16 protein-coding genes, 1 tRNA gene, 1 other RNA gene and 1 other annotated feature are annotated in these 14,700 nt (G+C 37.1%); of the genes, 4 read left to right on the top strand and 14 right to left on the bottom strand.

Features of this window, described 5'->3' with window-relative positions; genetic code table 11:
• Positions 1–118 precede the first annotated feature (118 nt).
• The 7 genes from Q9B79_RS26440 to tadA all read right to left on the bottom strand — a co-directional run bounded on the left by Q9B79_RS26440 (position 119) and on the right by tadA (position 4,516).
• Complete coding sequence (locus tag Q9B79_RS26440) at positions 119–388, bottom strand: pro-sigmaK processing inhibitor BofA family protein (protein ID WP_017561724.1); 270 nt, start codon at positions 386–388, stop codon at positions 119–121.
• Positions 389–651: 263 nt separating this feature from the next.
• Positions 652–873, bottom strand: coding sequence for a YaaL family protein (locus Q9B79_RS26445; RefSeq protein ID WP_306188929.1), 222 nt, complete (start codon positions 871–873; stop codon positions 652–654).
• Between the two features lie 14 nt (positions 874–887).
• Complete coding sequence (recR, locus tag Q9B79_RS26450) at positions 888–1,484, bottom strand: recombination protein RecR (protein ID WP_000559169.1); 597 nt, start codon at positions 1,482–1,484, stop codon at positions 888–890.
• 14 nt (positions 1,485–1,498) lie between these two features.
• On the bottom strand, positions 1,499–1,825 hold the full coding sequence (locus Q9B79_RS26455) for a YbaB/EbfC family nucleoid-associated protein (protein WP_306188949.1): 327 nt from the start codon (positions 1,823–1,825) through the stop codon (positions 1,499–1,501).
• A gap of 25 nt (positions 1,826–1,850) precedes the next feature.
• Positions 1,851–3,539 (bottom strand): DNA polymerase III subunit gamma/tau, encoded by a 1,689-nt coding sequence (dnaX, locus tag Q9B79_RS26460; RefSeq protein WP_306188932.1) that lies wholly within the window; start codon positions 3,537–3,539, stop codon positions 1,851–1,853.
• A 132-nt stretch (positions 3,540–3,671) separates the two neighbouring features.
• Positions 3,672–3,936: signal recognition particle sRNA large type (gene ffs, locus Q9B79_RS26465), an RNA gene on the bottom strand.
• A gap of 79 nt (positions 3,937–4,015) precedes the next feature.
• Positions 4,016–4,516, bottom strand: a complete 501-nt coding sequence (gene tadA, locus Q9B79_RS26470) for a tRNA adenosine(34) deaminase TadA (RefSeq protein ID WP_000399501.1) — start codon at positions 4,514–4,516, stop codon at positions 4,016–4,018.
• A 107-nt stretch (positions 4,517–4,623) separates the two neighbouring features.
• Here tadA and Q9B79_RS26475 point away from each other — a divergent pair, with 107 nt between their 5' ends.
• The 3 genes from Q9B79_RS26475 (at position 4,624) to Q9B79_RS26485 (ending at position 6,595) form a co-directional block, all read left to right on the top strand.
• The gene (locus Q9B79_RS26475) at positions 4,624–5,163 is read left to right on the top strand and encodes a cysteine hydrolase family protein (protein ID WP_306188934.1); all 540 of its coding nucleotides are present in this window, start codon (positions 4,624–4,626) and stop codon (positions 5,161–5,163) included.
• A gap of 125 nt (positions 5,164–5,288) precedes the next feature.
• Complete coding sequence (locus Q9B79_RS26480) at positions 5,289–5,924, top strand: deoxynucleoside kinase (protein ID WP_306188936.1); 636 nt, start codon at positions 5,289–5,291, stop codon at positions 5,922–5,924.
• A gap of 2 nt (positions 5,925–5,926) precedes the next feature.
• The gene (locus Q9B79_RS26485) at positions 5,927–6,595 is read left to right on the top strand and encodes a deoxynucleoside kinase (RefSeq protein WP_001053585.1); all 669 of its coding nucleotides are present in this window, start codon (positions 5,927–5,929) and stop codon (positions 6,593–6,595) included.
• Between the two features lie 36 nt (positions 6,596–6,631).
• On the opposite strand, the gene Q9B79_RS26490 is transcribed toward Q9B79_RS26485, so the two are convergent.
• The 7 genes from Q9B79_RS26490 to guaB form a co-directional block, all read right to left on the bottom strand.
• Positions 6,632–7,024 (bottom strand): sigma factor-like helix-turn-helix DNA-binding protein, encoded by a 393-nt coding sequence (locus tag Q9B79_RS26490; protein WP_306188939.1) that lies wholly within the window; start codon positions 7,022–7,024, stop codon positions 6,632–6,634.
• 166 nt (positions 7,025–7,190) lie between these two features.
• Positions 7,191–7,283, bottom strand: a tRNA-Ser gene (locus Q9B79_RS26495).
• Between the two features lie 156 nt (positions 7,284–7,439).
• Entirely contained in the window at positions 7,440–8,714 is a 1,275-nt protein-coding gene (serS, locus tag Q9B79_RS26500) for a serine--tRNA ligase (RefSeq protein WP_306188941.1), read from the bottom strand.
• A gap of 51 nt (positions 8,715–8,765) precedes the next feature.
• Positions 8,766–8,987: a binding site (T-box leader), on the bottom strand.
• Between the two features lie 54 nt (positions 8,988–9,041).
• Positions 9,042–9,632 carry a pyridoxal 5'-phosphate synthase glutaminase subunit PdxT gene (gene pdxT, locus Q9B79_RS26505; protein ID WP_306188943.1) on the bottom strand — a complete coding sequence of 197 codons (591 nt, stop codon included), beginning with the start codon at positions 9,630–9,632 and terminating at the stop codon, positions 9,042–9,044.
• Between the two features lie 18 nt (positions 9,633–9,650).
• Positions 9,651–10,538 carry a pyridoxal 5'-phosphate synthase lyase subunit PdxS gene (pdxS, locus tag Q9B79_RS26510; RefSeq protein ID WP_000186156.1) on the bottom strand — a complete coding sequence of 296 codons (888 nt, stop codon included), beginning with the start codon at positions 10,536–10,538 and terminating at the stop codon, positions 9,651–9,653.
• Positions 10,539–10,699: 161 nt separating this feature from the next.
• Positions 10,700–12,007 (bottom strand): D-alanyl-D-alanine carboxypeptidase DacA, encoded by a 1,308-nt coding sequence (dacA, locus tag Q9B79_RS26515; RefSeq protein WP_306188951.1) that lies wholly within the window; start codon positions 12,005–12,007, stop codon positions 10,700–10,702.
• Positions 12,008–12,120: 113 nt separating this feature from the next.
• Positions 12,121–13,584 carry an IMP dehydrogenase gene (gene guaB / locus Q9B79_RS26520; protein ID WP_098670695.1) on the bottom strand — a complete coding sequence of 488 codons (1,464 nt, stop codon included), beginning with the start codon at positions 13,582–13,584 and terminating at the stop codon, positions 12,121–12,123.
• A 115-nt stretch (positions 13,585–13,699) separates the two neighbouring features.
• On the opposite strand from guaB, the gene Q9B79_RS26525 reads away from it, so the two are divergent.
• A partial coding sequence (locus tag Q9B79_RS26525) for a YaaC family protein (RefSeq protein ID WP_306188947.1) occupies positions 13,700–14,700 on the top strand: 1,001 nt, incomplete at its 3' end.

Genomic DNA, 14,700 nt, shown 5'->3' on the forward strand with positions numbered 1-14,700 from the left:
TTAACATTTCTCGCTAAATCTGTCAACAACTTTTTTCTTTCGTTCCTGACGACGCTTATTAATTTACCATATTAATCATTTGTTAGTCAATACTTTTAAAAAAAATGCCAAAATAAATTTATCTTGGCATGATATAAAGCTTAATAACCACTAATGCAGCGACACCAGGTAAACCTAACAAACTTGTTATTGTTGCGGTTCCTAAGTTAATTGGAATATGAAAATCAAAATATGTTCCTACAACATTTACGATAAAGAGTAACGCTACTCCTAAGGTAACATGAAAAAGTGCTTTCCCTATAAAACGTAATGGCTTAGAAGAAACACCAAAAACAAGGAAAATAAAAACTAACGTAAGAATACCAACAATAATAATTGTAGAATTCATTTTTTCCTCCTTATGAATGTCCTATACACAATTATTTGTATGGGACAAGACAATAAAAAAGAACATGTATCATATAACTCCAGTCGTTTTATCTTATTCACCTATATTCAGTGCCGCTTTATTCATAAAATCATTAATTGTTCTTTTCAAACGAAGTAACTACTAAATGTTTAACGAATAAAGTGAAACTTTATCAGTGGAGGTCTTACTGCCCATTAAAGCGGGATAAAATAAAAAAGGTTCTGCTTTTTCAGCAGAACCTTTTACCATTGTTCCATTTTTACAGGACGACGTTTTGCTTCTTTTAACAAAAAGAAATATTTCGCCTCTGCTATTTTCAAAGAACAAAGTACATCTTGAGATGGTTCAACGCTTTGTTCAACCATTCTCTTCTGACGTAACCACTCATTCTTTACTTTTTCTAATAGTACAATTAGCTTATCATCATACTCTTTACGCAATTTACCCTTTTTGTGAAAGAACATTTTTGTTTCTCCTCTTATACTTCTCTACGACCTTCTAACGCTTTCGACAGTGTTACTTCATCTGCATATTCTAAATCTCCACCAACTGGCAGACCATGTGCAATACGAGTCACTTTAATACCTGTCGGCTTTAAGAGGCGGGATATATACATTGCTGTAGCTTCCCCTTCAATATTAGGGTTTGTTGCTAATATTACTTCTTGTACCGTTTCATCGTGCAGTCGCTTTAAAAGTTGCGGGATATTAATGTCTTCTGGCCCAATTCCCTCCATTGGAGAAATAGCACCTCGTAACACATGATATACACCTTGATATTCTTTCATTTTTTCCATCGCGATTACATCTTTCGGTTCTTGCACGACACAAACTACTGATTGATCTCGATGTGAATCGTTACAAATATAACAAGGATCACGATCAGTAATATGCCCGCACACAGAACAATATGCTAAGTCACGCTTCGCATTTACAAGTGCTTTCGCAAAACCTAACACGTCGTCTTCTTTCATGTCTAATACGAAAAATGCCAATCGAACCGCTGTTTTCGGTCCGATTCCTGGTAATTTCATAAAACTATCAATTAGTTTTGATATTGGTTCTGGATAATGCATATATCAATATCCTCCTAGAACATTCCACCCGGTAAGTTTAAGCCTTTTGTAAATTTACCCATTGTTGAGTTTGAAAGTTCATCAGCTTTTTTAAGTGCATCGTTCGTTGCAGCTAACACTAAGTCTTGTAACATTTCGATATCTTCTGGATCTACAACTTCTTCTTTCACGTTTACTTCAAGAATTTGCTTATGACCATTTGCAATAACTGTGATCATACCGCCACCAGCTGTACCTTCAACTGTTTTTTCGCCAAGCTCTTCTTGCGCTTTTGCCATTTCCTTTTGCATCTTTTGCATTTGTTTCATCATGTTATTCATATTTCCCATTCCGCCACGCATCATAATTAATTCCTCCTAATTGTTATTACTCTTTTATTTCAATAAGTTCTTGCCCTACTAATTTTACAGCCTCTTCTATAAGAGGATCTTCTTTTTTCTCTGAGCTTTCTTCAGAAACTCCGCCTTCACGCTGTAAAAAATCTTCACGAATTTTACCCCATTCACTTTTTGGAATGGCAATCATATTCAATCTTTTACTTAGCAATTCAAATAAAGCTTGTTCCACTGTATCCATAGCCTCTCGATTTTCGCTTGCCATTTTACAGTGGATTTCATATTGAAACGCTAAAACGTAAGTATCGTCCGAAGCCGCTACTGGTTCGCTATTTTCTAATAAAACAGCAAACGCTACTTTGTTGTATGCTTTGAGTCGCCCTAGCAACTCACCCCATACAGCTTTTAATTGTTCTAAATCTTGACGCTTTGCTTGCTTTAATACTTCATTTACGCGTCCGACAGGAATCTTCATACTTCCTGTCCGTACTGGCTTTGGTGCTGCACGCGTCTCTCTGACTTCCTGCTGCACACCGGCCGGCACACCATTCTTTTTAACTTGTTCTAACTCTTTCTCCAATTGCTGCATCCTGTTCATAATTGCTTGCAAACGATCTGCACCGTTTGCTTGCATCATAAACTGTTGACACAGTTGCACCATAACAACTTCTAAGAAAATTCGAGGATGATTTGTCCACTTCATTTCCTGTTGCGCTTTACTAAGAGTATGAATGATCTCATAGATTACTTCCGGTTGCATTTCTTCACTTAACGTCCGGAATTGCTCATCTACCATTACTCGTTCCAACATATGTTCCAGTTGTGGTGAAGTTTGATATAAAAGCATATCACGATAATAATAAATGAAATCTTCCATAAATCGAACTGGATCTTTCCCTTTACCCATCATCTCATCTATGATACGTAATGCTCTCGATACATCATTTTCACGTATACATTCTACTAAGTTGCCTAAATATTGCTGAGAAACAGAACCTGTTACAGCTAATACATCTTCTGTCGTAACAGCCTCATCACTATAAGATATTGCCTGATCAATAAGACTAAGCGCATCACGCATACCACCTTCAGCGGCACGTGCAACAATTTGCAACGCCTCATCTTCTACTTGCGTACCTTCATTGGTCACAACCGTCGATAATCTCTCAACAATATCATTTACTGATATCTTTCGAAATTCGAAACGTTGGCAACGCGAAATGATTGTAGGCGGTATCTTATGTGGTTCTGTTGTCGCTAAAATAAAGATGACATGTCCTGGCGGCTCTTCTAACGTTTTTAAAAGTGCATTGAAGGCACCCATAGAAAGCATGTGAACTTCATCAATAATGTATACTTTATATTCTACAGCACTTGGAGCATATTTTACTTTATCTCTAATATCTCGAATTTCATCTACACCGTTATTTGAAGCCGCATCAATTTCTAATACATCCGAAATAGACCCTTGTGTAATCCCCAAACAAGAAGGACATTCATTACAAGGTTCAGCTACGGGAGCATGTTCACAGTTGATTGCTTTTGCAAATACTTTTGCAATTGTCGTTTTTCCTGTTCCCCTTGGCCCAGAAAATAAATAAGCATGTGAAACTTTCTCTTGAAGAAGGGCATTTTGCAACGTTTTTGTCACGTGCTTTTGACCGACTACATCTTCAAACTTTTGCGGTCTCCATGTTCGGTATAACGCTTGGTATGACACGAAAATACGGCCTCCCTCAAAGGTTATTATCTCATATATTATAACCCATTCTGTTTATAGATTCCAAAAGTTATTTTCTATACAAAAAACCCACCTTAGTATTAAGGTGAGTTTTGTATACATATATAACTGCCGTGCACCTTCCGTCGATTACGTACCATAAGCGTTACTCAAGCAGTTAGCTCGGTTCAGGCACTCCTGCGGCACACGAGAAGACCCGCTTATTGCTGCTTCCTTCCGGACCTGACAAGGTTCACGGGGTCCCGTTGCGCAGGACCCAAACGTCAACACCACTTACTTAAGGCAGACCTTACAGCAACATAACCTCGAGAAGGGATTCGGCCTCGCTAGAGCGGATTGCGAGTATAGGGCACCGCTACCTCCCCGCTTAGCACGGCAAAGTTAAAACCAATATTCGGTTGCCTTCATTAAAGGCACTATCAGTATAACTTGTTTTTTTATAAAATGCAAATACGTTAATTCTCTTTGCTTTTCTCTAATTTCTTAATCGCTTTTCTTTTTTTACGAAGTTCTCTAAAAAAGTTTGTTAACAGCGTACCGCACTCTTTTTCTAATACACCAGCTACTACTTCACATTGATGATTAAAGCGTTCATCCGTTAAAAGATTCATCAATGTTCCTGCACATCCACCTTTCGGATCACTTGCACCATATACAACTCGCTTCACTCTTGATAAAACAATTCCACCGGCACACATCGGACAAGGCTCTAATGTTACATATAACGTCGCATCTTCTAAACGCCATGTCCCTAATTTTTTGCACGCTTCATCAATAGCTAATAACTCAGCATGAGCTATTGATCTTTGCTCAGTTTCCCTTAAATTATGAGCAACACTAATGACTTCCCCATTTAATACTATAACGGCACCAATTGGTACTTCTTGTATTGCCTCTGCTTTTTTAGCCTCTTCGATTGCTAACTGCATAAAATAAATATCTTGATCGTGTTCCATAACATAGTCCTTTCATTACAAATAAAATACACTTATTTTCATTTACTACACATGGGATAACTTTTATAAATTCAATCCACCCTAAGAAAAAAGAGAGGGGATTACATATGAAGAACACTGCCTTACTCATTATCGATATGATTAATGACTTTCAATTTTCACACGGGCCCATCCTAGCAAAAAAATGCGAAATTATAACAAATCCTATTTTACAATTAAAGAAAACAATGCAATCTTTCGGCTACCCCATAATTTATATTAATGACCATTATCAACTGTGGAGATCTGATATCGACCAACTAATTACTCATTGTACAAATGAGTATAGCGAAAATATCATTCATAAGATTGCTCCAAATTCTGATGATTATATTTTTATTAAACCACATTACTCTGCTTTTTATGAAACACCTTTAAATTCTTTATTAGGCTATTTAAAAATAGAAAATCTAATATTAACAGGAGTCGCCGGGAATATATGTATCCTCTTTACAGCGAACGATGCTCATATGAGAAATTATAAACTGTATGTACCACAGGACTGCATTGCCTCTAATCATGATCAGGATAACCTGCATGCTTTAAAAATAATGGAATCCACATTAAAAGCAAATATAGTCCCGTCATCTCAAATAAAATTTAATTAATACATATATCTATTTTCTAACTTTTTATATCAAATTAACCCGCTCGCTTCCCTCTTGTGCTACAATAATTCTGTTTTGTGTTTTTAGTAGTCACGGTAAATCACTGATTGAAAGGAGGAAACAGCGTGACCGGAGTACCATTTATCACGGTTGAAGGACCAATTGGTGTTGGAAAGACTTCACTTGCGAAGGAAATTTCAACTCACATGCAACTCCACTTACTGAAAGAGATTGTTGATGAAAACCCCTTTTTAGGAAAGTTCTATGAAGACATCGACGAATGGAGTTTTCAAACAGAGATGTTCTTTCTTTGTAATAGATACAAACAATTAGAAGATATTAACATAAAGTATTTGAATCAAAGGAAGCCAGTAGTAGCGGATTATCATATATTTAAAAATGTAATTTTCGCATCCCGTACATTAAAAGATTCTCAATATGACAAGTACATGCAAATCTATCGTATCCTTACACAAGATATGCCGGTACCAAATGTTATCATTTATTTAACAGCTAGCCTAGAAACATTACAAAGGCGAATCGCAATGCGCGGAAGAGAATTCGAAAAAAATATGGATCCAAATTACTTACTACAGCTCACAAAAGATTACGAAACAGCTATGGATGCTTTTAAAAAGGATCATCCAGATATCCCAGTATTGAAATTTAACGGAGACGATATGGATTTTGTAAAAAATCCTGACGATTTAAACGTCATCCTATCTGCCCTTCAAAATACTCTCTTAAAGGAGTCGAAATAATAATGAATTTAAGGCAAAAATATGATATACCAAATGACGCAGTAATCACTATCGCTGGAACAGTAGGTGTTGGTAAATCTACTATGACAACTGCATTAGCTAACGCTTTAGGTTATCGAACATCATTTGAAAAGGTAGATTCTAACCCGTATTTGGACAAGTTCTATGCTGATTTCACACGCTGGAGCTTCCACTTGCAAGTATACTTTTTAGCAGAACGATTTAAAGAACAAAAAAGAATTTTTGAATATGGTGGCGGTTTTGTTCAAGATCGCTCTATCTATGAAGATACTGGCATTTTCGCAAAAATGCATCATGAAAAAGGAACAATGACGGAAACTGATTATGAAACATACAAAGGTTTATTTGACGCTATGGTCATGACTCCTTATTTCCCTCATCCAGATTTACTAATTTACTTAGAAGGTTCTTTCGATGATATCGTTGATCGTATCCAAGAACGCGGACGTCCGATGGAACAGCAAACACCAATTGAGTATTGGAAAGAGATGCATGGGCGTTACGAAAACTGGATTAATAACTTTAATTCATGCCCTGTTTTACGATTAAACATTAATGAATACGATATTTTAAAAGATGGCGATTCCATTGAACCAATCATTAAAAAAATCGGTCATTTTTTAAAACAAACACGTAAACTTGTAAAATAAAAAACCCGTGCATACGCACGGGTTTTTTCTATTAAATTACTTCTTCTTTGTTGGAGCAATAATTTCACTCTCAGGTTTTCCAGCGTTAATACGCTGACGAACAGTACTTGTACTAATATCGTACGCTTCAGCAATCTCTTTAACAGTCATTTCTTTCCCGTTAATTACTGCTGTTAATACTTTACCTGTACGTTTTGGAGCTGCTTCTTTCTTTACAGCCTCTTTTTTAACCTTTTTTGGTGCCTCTACTTTTGCCGCAGTTTGCTTTACATCGCAAGTGCAACCACAAAGTTTACGGAATGTATCATCGCTAATAATGCGTGATACATTTGCACCACTGTTTAAAATTCTATTGTTCTTACAGACAGGACATTGTACATAATATAAAGTTTTTCCATCTAAAGGAAACGTTTGTATAATAAGATCCATGTTGACTCCTTTCATATCTATGAAGATAATCATCGGAATATGAGTGTGTAATAAGGACAAGATATCCTTACACCATACTTTATGATTGGTTTTAAAATAAAAACTCGTTACGTGTTGGTAACGAGTTCTCCAATCTCCACTTATATGCGCTGTTGTCAATTATATCTGGAGGAGGTAGAGGGATTCGAACCCCCGCGCGACTCTCGCCGCCTGTCGGTTTTCAAGACCGATCCCTTCAGCCAGACTTGGGTATACCTCCATATTGACATCAAATATAATATCAAAAGAAAAACAGTTAGTCAACCCTACTAAAATAAATTATGAGGAAAGGAAAATTTTACTTTTCCTCTCCTACATTATAGTACTGACAACGCTCATAATTACCAATCACTCATACCGATGAATGTTTATAAATTTACTTAATAACTGTTTTTCCTCCCATATAAGGGCGAAGAACTTCTGGAATTATAATTGTACCATCTTCTTGTTGGTAGTTCTCTAAAATAGCTGCAACCGTACGTCCAATTGCAAGACCAGATCCATTTAATGTATGAACATGTTCTGGTTTGCCATTTGGCTCACGACGGAAACGGATGTTTGCACGTCTCGCTTGGAAAGCTTCAAAATTACTACAAGAAGAAATTTCACGATATGTGCCATAGCTCGGAATCCATACTTCAATGTCGTATTTCTTCGCTGCTGTAAATCCTAAATCGCCTGTGCACATGCTCATAACGCGATATGGCAACTCTAATAATTGTAACACGCGTTCTGCATCATTTGTTAGTTTTTCTAACTCTTCATAAGAATCTTCTGGTTTTACGAACTTTACAAGCTCTACTTTATTGAACTGATGCTGACGAATTAAGCCACGTGTATCGCGTCCAGCTGAACCTGCTTCAGAACGGAAGCAAGAGCTAAATGCAGCATATCTTATAGGCAATTGCTCTTTACTTAAGATTTCATCACGGTGCATATTCGTCACAGGTACTTCAGCTGTTGGAATTAAGAAGTAATCTTCACTTTCAATACGGAATGCATCTTCTTCAAACTTCGGAAGTTGTCCTGTTCCTGTCATGCTTGCACGGTTTACCATATACGGAGGTAATACTTCTTCATATCCGTGCTCATCAGTATGAAGATCAAGCATAAAGCTAATTAAAGCACGCTCTAATCTTGCTCCAGCACCTTTGTAGAATACGAAGCGGCTTCCTGTTACTTTCCCAGCACGCTCAAAGTCTAGAATCCCTAAATCTGTAGCAAGATCCCAATGTGGTTTTGGTTCAAAAGCAAAATCTTTCACTTCTCCCCAAGTACGTGCTACTACATTATCATCCTCTGTTTCACCAACTGGAGCAGATTCATGAGGAATATTTGGAATAGATAACATTAATCTTTCTAGATCTTCTTCAACTGTACGAAGTTCATTATCAAGATCTTTTACTTTTTCCCCAACTTCACGCATTTCTAGAATTAGAGCTTCTGCATCTTTCTTTTCGCGCTTCAATACAGAGATTTGTTGAGATACTTCATTACGTTTACTTTTTAGTTCCTCTGTTTGAACAAGTAGTTCTCTTCTTCTCGTATCCAACTCTTCAAAGCGACCGAAATCAGTTAAATCTTCGCCTCTATGCTGTAACTTTGCTTTTACTTCTTCAAAATTTGTACGTAGAAATTTAATATCAAGCATTATATACTCCTCCTTTTATTTTATAAAACACAAAAAACTCCCGTCCCTATATAAAGGGACGGGAGTTAACCCGCGTTGCCACCCTAGTTGAAAGCATTACCGCCTTCCTCTCAAGTAGAAATAACGGCTCTTCACCGGGAATGTTTACTAATCATAAAGATATTCCACATTCCATTCCAGGATGGATTCACAAACTGTTCCTATCGATTTCCACCAACCATCGACTCTCTATAAGAAACGACATTTGTTACTACTTCCTATCAACACGCTTATTTTATAAAATTGTTACCATCAATTTACTATAATCTTATACAAGTTGCAAGTTACTTATACAACTTTTTTCATTTTCGCCTCTTTTACCATTTCTACAAAGTATGCTGTTACGCGATGATCGTCCGTTAATTCCGGATGAAAAGAAGCAGCTAAAAACGGCCCTTGCCTTACTGCTACCATTCGATCGCCATGTGTAGAAAGTACCTCAACATCATCCGCTACATTCACAACATACGGAGCACGAATAAATACGCCAACAAAATCCTCTCCCACACCTTCAATAGAAAGTGCAGCTTCGAAGCTATCTTTTTGACGTCCGAACGCATTGCGCTCAACTGTAATATCCATAGCACCAATATGTGCTTCTTCATAGCCAATAAGTGTTTTTGCAAGAAGAATCATTCCTGCACATGTACCAAACATTGGTTTACCAGACTTCGCAAATGTACGAAGTGGTTCCATGAAAGCATATTTATCGATAAGACGGCGCATTGTTGTGCTTTCACCGCCCGGTAAAATAAGACCATCAATTTCTTCAAGTTGTTCTATACGCTTTACAATAACAGCTTCGGCACCACTTGCTTCAACTGATTTTACATGCTCACGAACTGCACCTTGAAGACCTAGTACACCGATTCTCACCATTTTAAAGTTCTCCTTCAATTACCATCCACGCTCTTGCATGCGTTGTTCTGGTAATAACGTTGAAATTTCGATACCTTTCATCGCATTACCTAATCCTTTAGAAAGGCTTGCAATTAATTCATAATCTTCATAATGAGTTGTTGCTTCAACGATTGCGCGTGCAAATTTTGCTGGATTCTCTGATTTGAAGATACCAGATCCAACAAATACACCATCCGCACCTAATTGCATCATTAACGCTGCATCTGCAGGTGTTGCTACACCACCTGCCGCAAAGTTTACAACCGGTAAGCGACCAAGGCGTTTAATCTCAAGTAGTACTTCATAAGGAGCACCAGTATTTTTTGCATATGTCATTAACTCATCTTCACGTAGACTTGCAACTTGACGGATTTCTGCATTGACTTGGCGCATGTGACGCACCGCCTCCACAATGTTTCCTGTTCCTGGTTCACCTTTTGTACGAAGCATAGATGCACCTTCTGCAATACGACGTGCAGCTTCTCCGATATCACGGCAACCACATACAAACGGAACTGTGTAATCACGTTTATTTAAATGGTATACTTCATCGGCAGGAGTTAATACTTCACTCTCATCGATATAGTCTACCCCTAATGATTCTAATACACGTGCTTCTACAAGGTGACCGATACGGCATTTTGCCATAACCGGAATTGACACAGCACCCATAACTTCTTCAACGATTGTTGGGTCTGCCATACGAGAAACGCCACCTGCTGCACGAATATCTGCTGGTACGCGCTCTAATGCCATAACAGCAACTGCGCCTGCCTCTTCTGCAATTTTTGCTTGTTCAGCGTTAATTACGTCCATAATAACGCCGCCTTTTTGCATTTCTGCCATTCCACGTTTTACACGTTCTGTCCCTGTTACATTTGTCATGTTACAAAAACCCCCCTAGGTGAATTGCTTTTCCCCGTTAAAGGCGAAAATTAAGAATACTCTTACATTCTACCACTAACTATCAGATGCTTGTCTACTACTTTTTCATAAAGTCGGTATGAAAAATAGGAATAAGAAAAAGCCCCTACAATGAGGAGCTTTTAAAACCAACCTTTTACTGTATCAACAGCACTATTCCATATACCACTAAAGAAAGAACCGATTCCGCGCATAGAACGAGTAAACCAATTCGCTTCTTCTACTGCAGATGTTGTTACAAGGTCTATTTGTAATGACTTACCGGATAAAAATCCAGGATCATTCGCATCTTTTGGTGTGATTACCATTTGGCCAAGTGCAGCTCCTTTTTTAATAGGTGCTTCTTGTCCCTTACTTGCTTCTTTTAATTCTGTTTTATAAACATCTTTACTTCCTTTTGGTACTGGAAGTGAAACAGCTTGCTTTGTTTGAACTGCTACATCTTTATCTTTAGCATTTTCTACTCGTACTGTTTCTTGTCCTTTTACTGAAGAATCCTTTTTATACATTTGCTTCATTTCAAAGTTAGCAAATCCATAATCATATAGCTTCTTTGTTTCATCAAAACGTGCTGTATGAGAACTTGTTTTAATAACTACAGAAATAAAACGCATACCGTTTCTTTCAACCGTACCAGTGAAGCAGTCTCCTGCTTCTGGAGTTGAACCCGTTTTCAGGCCATCTACGCCATCATATTCTTTAACTAAGCCCTTTAACATCCAGTTCCAGTTCGACATTGCAAACTTCTCTTTTTCTGGACGAAATTCTTTTTTCGGGATTTTTGCTGTATCTAACACTTTTGGATAATCTTTAATTAAATGTTGTGCTAAAGTTGCAACATCCTTTGCAGACATTTTATTTTCTTCATCTGCTGTTGTTCCTTCAGGATGCATTCCCTTTAAATCTTTATTCGTTAAACCTGTAGAATTGACAAATTTATAATTTTTCAATCCTAGTTCTTTTGATTTATCATTCATCATTTTTACGAAGTCTACTTCTTTACCTGCAATTGCTTCTGCTAATGCAATTGTAGCACCATTTGCAGAAAAGATTGCCATCGCCTCGTATAGCTCTTTTACTGTATAAGAGCCACCATTTTCTAATGCAACATTTGATAATGAAGCATCTTGTGAAACTTTATACGCATATTCAGAAACCTTAATTTTTTGATCCCACTTAAGTTTTCCTTTATCCACTGCTTCGTGAACTAAATATTCACTCATCATCTTTGTCATACTAGCAATGGATAATAATTCATCTGCATTCTTTTGATATACAATTTTCCCAGAATTCGCTTCTACTAAAATTGCCGCACCTGCTTCAATGTTTAAAGCAGCTCCTGTTTCAGCTGATGCATTGCTATATGGTATAAAAATGCTACAAGCTATTGTAAGCACTGTTACCAAAGCAATGAATCTTTTGCAAAACATACCTTTCACGTTTGTTACCCCCAATATCTATGTACTCACATAACCGTTATTCTAACATAATCAAAAAAAAATAGACAGAGATATCAAATCTCCATCTATTTGTATATAAGACATTATAATGAGTAGTTTGGAGCCTCTTTTGTAATTTGTACGTGATGAGGATGGCTTTCACGTAAACCAGCACCCGACATACGAATGAATTGTGCATTCTCACGTAAGAATTCTAAATCTTGTGCCCCGCAATATCCCATACCTGCACGTAATCCACCAACTAATTGGTGAACTGTATCTGCTAAAGGTCCTTTATATGGTACTCGTCCTTCGATACCTTCTGGAACCAGTTTTTTATTTCCTTCTTGGAAGTAGCGATCTTTACTTCCTTTTTCCATCGCTCCGACAGAACCCATACCACGATATACTTTAAATTGGCGACCTTGGTAAATTTCAGTTTCTCCAGGGCTTTCAGCAACACCAGCAAACATACTACCTAGCATAACAACGTGTGCTCCTGCTGCTAAAGCTTTTACCATGTCACCAGAGTATTTAACACCACCGTCAGCAATAACTGGGATACCGTGTTTACGAGCTTCTGTTGCGCAATCATAAACCGCTGTTAATTGTGGTACACCAACGCCGGCTACAACACGTGTTGTACAGATAGAACCTGGTCCAATACCAACTTTCACTACGTTTGCACCTGCTTCAATTAATGCCTTTGTTGCTTCAGCAGTAGCAACATTCCCAGCGATAATATTTAGCGACGGATACTTTGCACGAACTTCTTTTACTTTATCAATAACACCTTGAGAATGTCCGTGAGCTGTATCAAGTACGATTGCATCTACGCTAGCTTTTACTAGCGCGTCAATACGAAGCATAGCATCAGCCGTTACTCCAACTGCCGCTCCAACTAATAAGCGTCCTTGCTTATCTTTTGCGGAATTTGGGAATTCAATTACTTTTTCAATATCTTTGATTGTAATAAGCCCTTGTAATACACCGTTGTTATCAACAAGAGGGAGTTTTTCAATTTTATACTTCTGTAGGATCTTTTCTGCTTCTTCTAGCGTTGTACCAACTGGAGCTGTAATTAGCTGTTCTTTTGTCATTACGTCGGAAATTTTGATTGAGTAGTCTTGGATAAAACGCATATCACGGTTTGTAATAATACCAACTAATTTTCGCTCGTCTAAATTATTTACAACCGGTACACCTGAGATACGGTATTTTCCCATAAGATGCTCTGCATCATACACTTGATGTTCTGGAGTTAAAAAGAATGGATCTGAAATAACGCCACTTTCAGAACGTTTTACTTTATCAACTTGCTCAGCTTGTTGTTCAATAGACATGTTTTTATGGATAATTCCTAAACCGCCTTGACGAGCCATTGCAATAGCCATATCCGCTTCTGTTACTGTATCCATTCCTGCACTAATTAACGGGATGTTTAACTGTAAGCTTTCAGATAAAACTGTTTTAACACTTACTTCTCTTGGTAGTACATCTGACTTTGCTGGTACTAGTAATACGTCATCAAAAGTCAAACCTTCTTTAACAAATTTAGATTCCCACATAATTGTTCCCCCCATGATACCAGAAATTATTATTAGTAGCTTATCAATTGGTTAAAATACTGTCAAGGACGTATATATATGTTAGAATTTTTAGACAATAAAAGGAGCGTAATATATGCATCAATCACATTGTACTTGGCAGCAATTAAGTTTCTTCTTTTCATCTCAAAATGTACAACGTTATCTTGCCCGTTGTTACGAAAAATCCTCCATACAAGATGCTGAAAAAAAAAGTTTCGAAAACTGTTATCCCTTTATTTATTATTTAGAACATGGGAAAAACTATTATGAATTATATAAGGTAGCCCCCTTTTCGATTCAGCCAATGCTATTGTTTTATGGAATGAGCCAACTTTTTAAAGCCTGCTTACTAACTATTGACCCTAACTATCCAGAATCTACTACAGTTTTAGCTCATGGTGTTACAACACGTAAACGAAAAAAACAAGGATATCAATTTTTAGAAGATGAGGTGAAGGTGCAAAAAAATGGATTATTTACTCATGTTGCAGAACAACTGTTTCACATGAAACACTTAGAATCAGAGAAGTTTAATATGTTGGATTTAATGGGGAATATTCCTGAATTACAAAACTTATTTCGCTATAGTCAACGAGGTACTACCTTATATAAAATTGATTCAGTAAATACAAATGAACTTTCCTTTTCGGTCAGTATACTAGATCGGCTCCATATGACCGCAGAAAGATTTTCACGTTACATTGAATCAACATGTAAGCATCTATCCATGCAACATGTCCCTAAGAAAACGAGCGAATCAAATTTGCTTTTTACAGCTCCTATCCGATCATGGAACCCTATATATAGCACACCCTTATATTACGAATATCTTGCTGATACTTATTATTTACCACTTACAACTGACCCTAGAAATCCTAAGCCTGTATTACCTGAACTTCTTGTTCATTATTTATTGCTCTACAATTTAAGTATGATTTCTAGATACGAAACAGATTGGTGGTATGATTTACTTGGAAGCTATAGCTCTGAAGATTACCCATTTATTTATCAATTTCTTACTATTTCTGCTCAAAAAATCCCTTACTATATTTCTTCCTTTTTACTAGCAGAACCGAACCTATTTCATGGGAAATA

This window comes from Bacillus sp. MHSD_36 (genome assembly GCF_030757775.1).
GTDB lineage: Bacteria > Bacillota > Bacilli > Bacillales > Bacillaceae_G > Bacillus_A.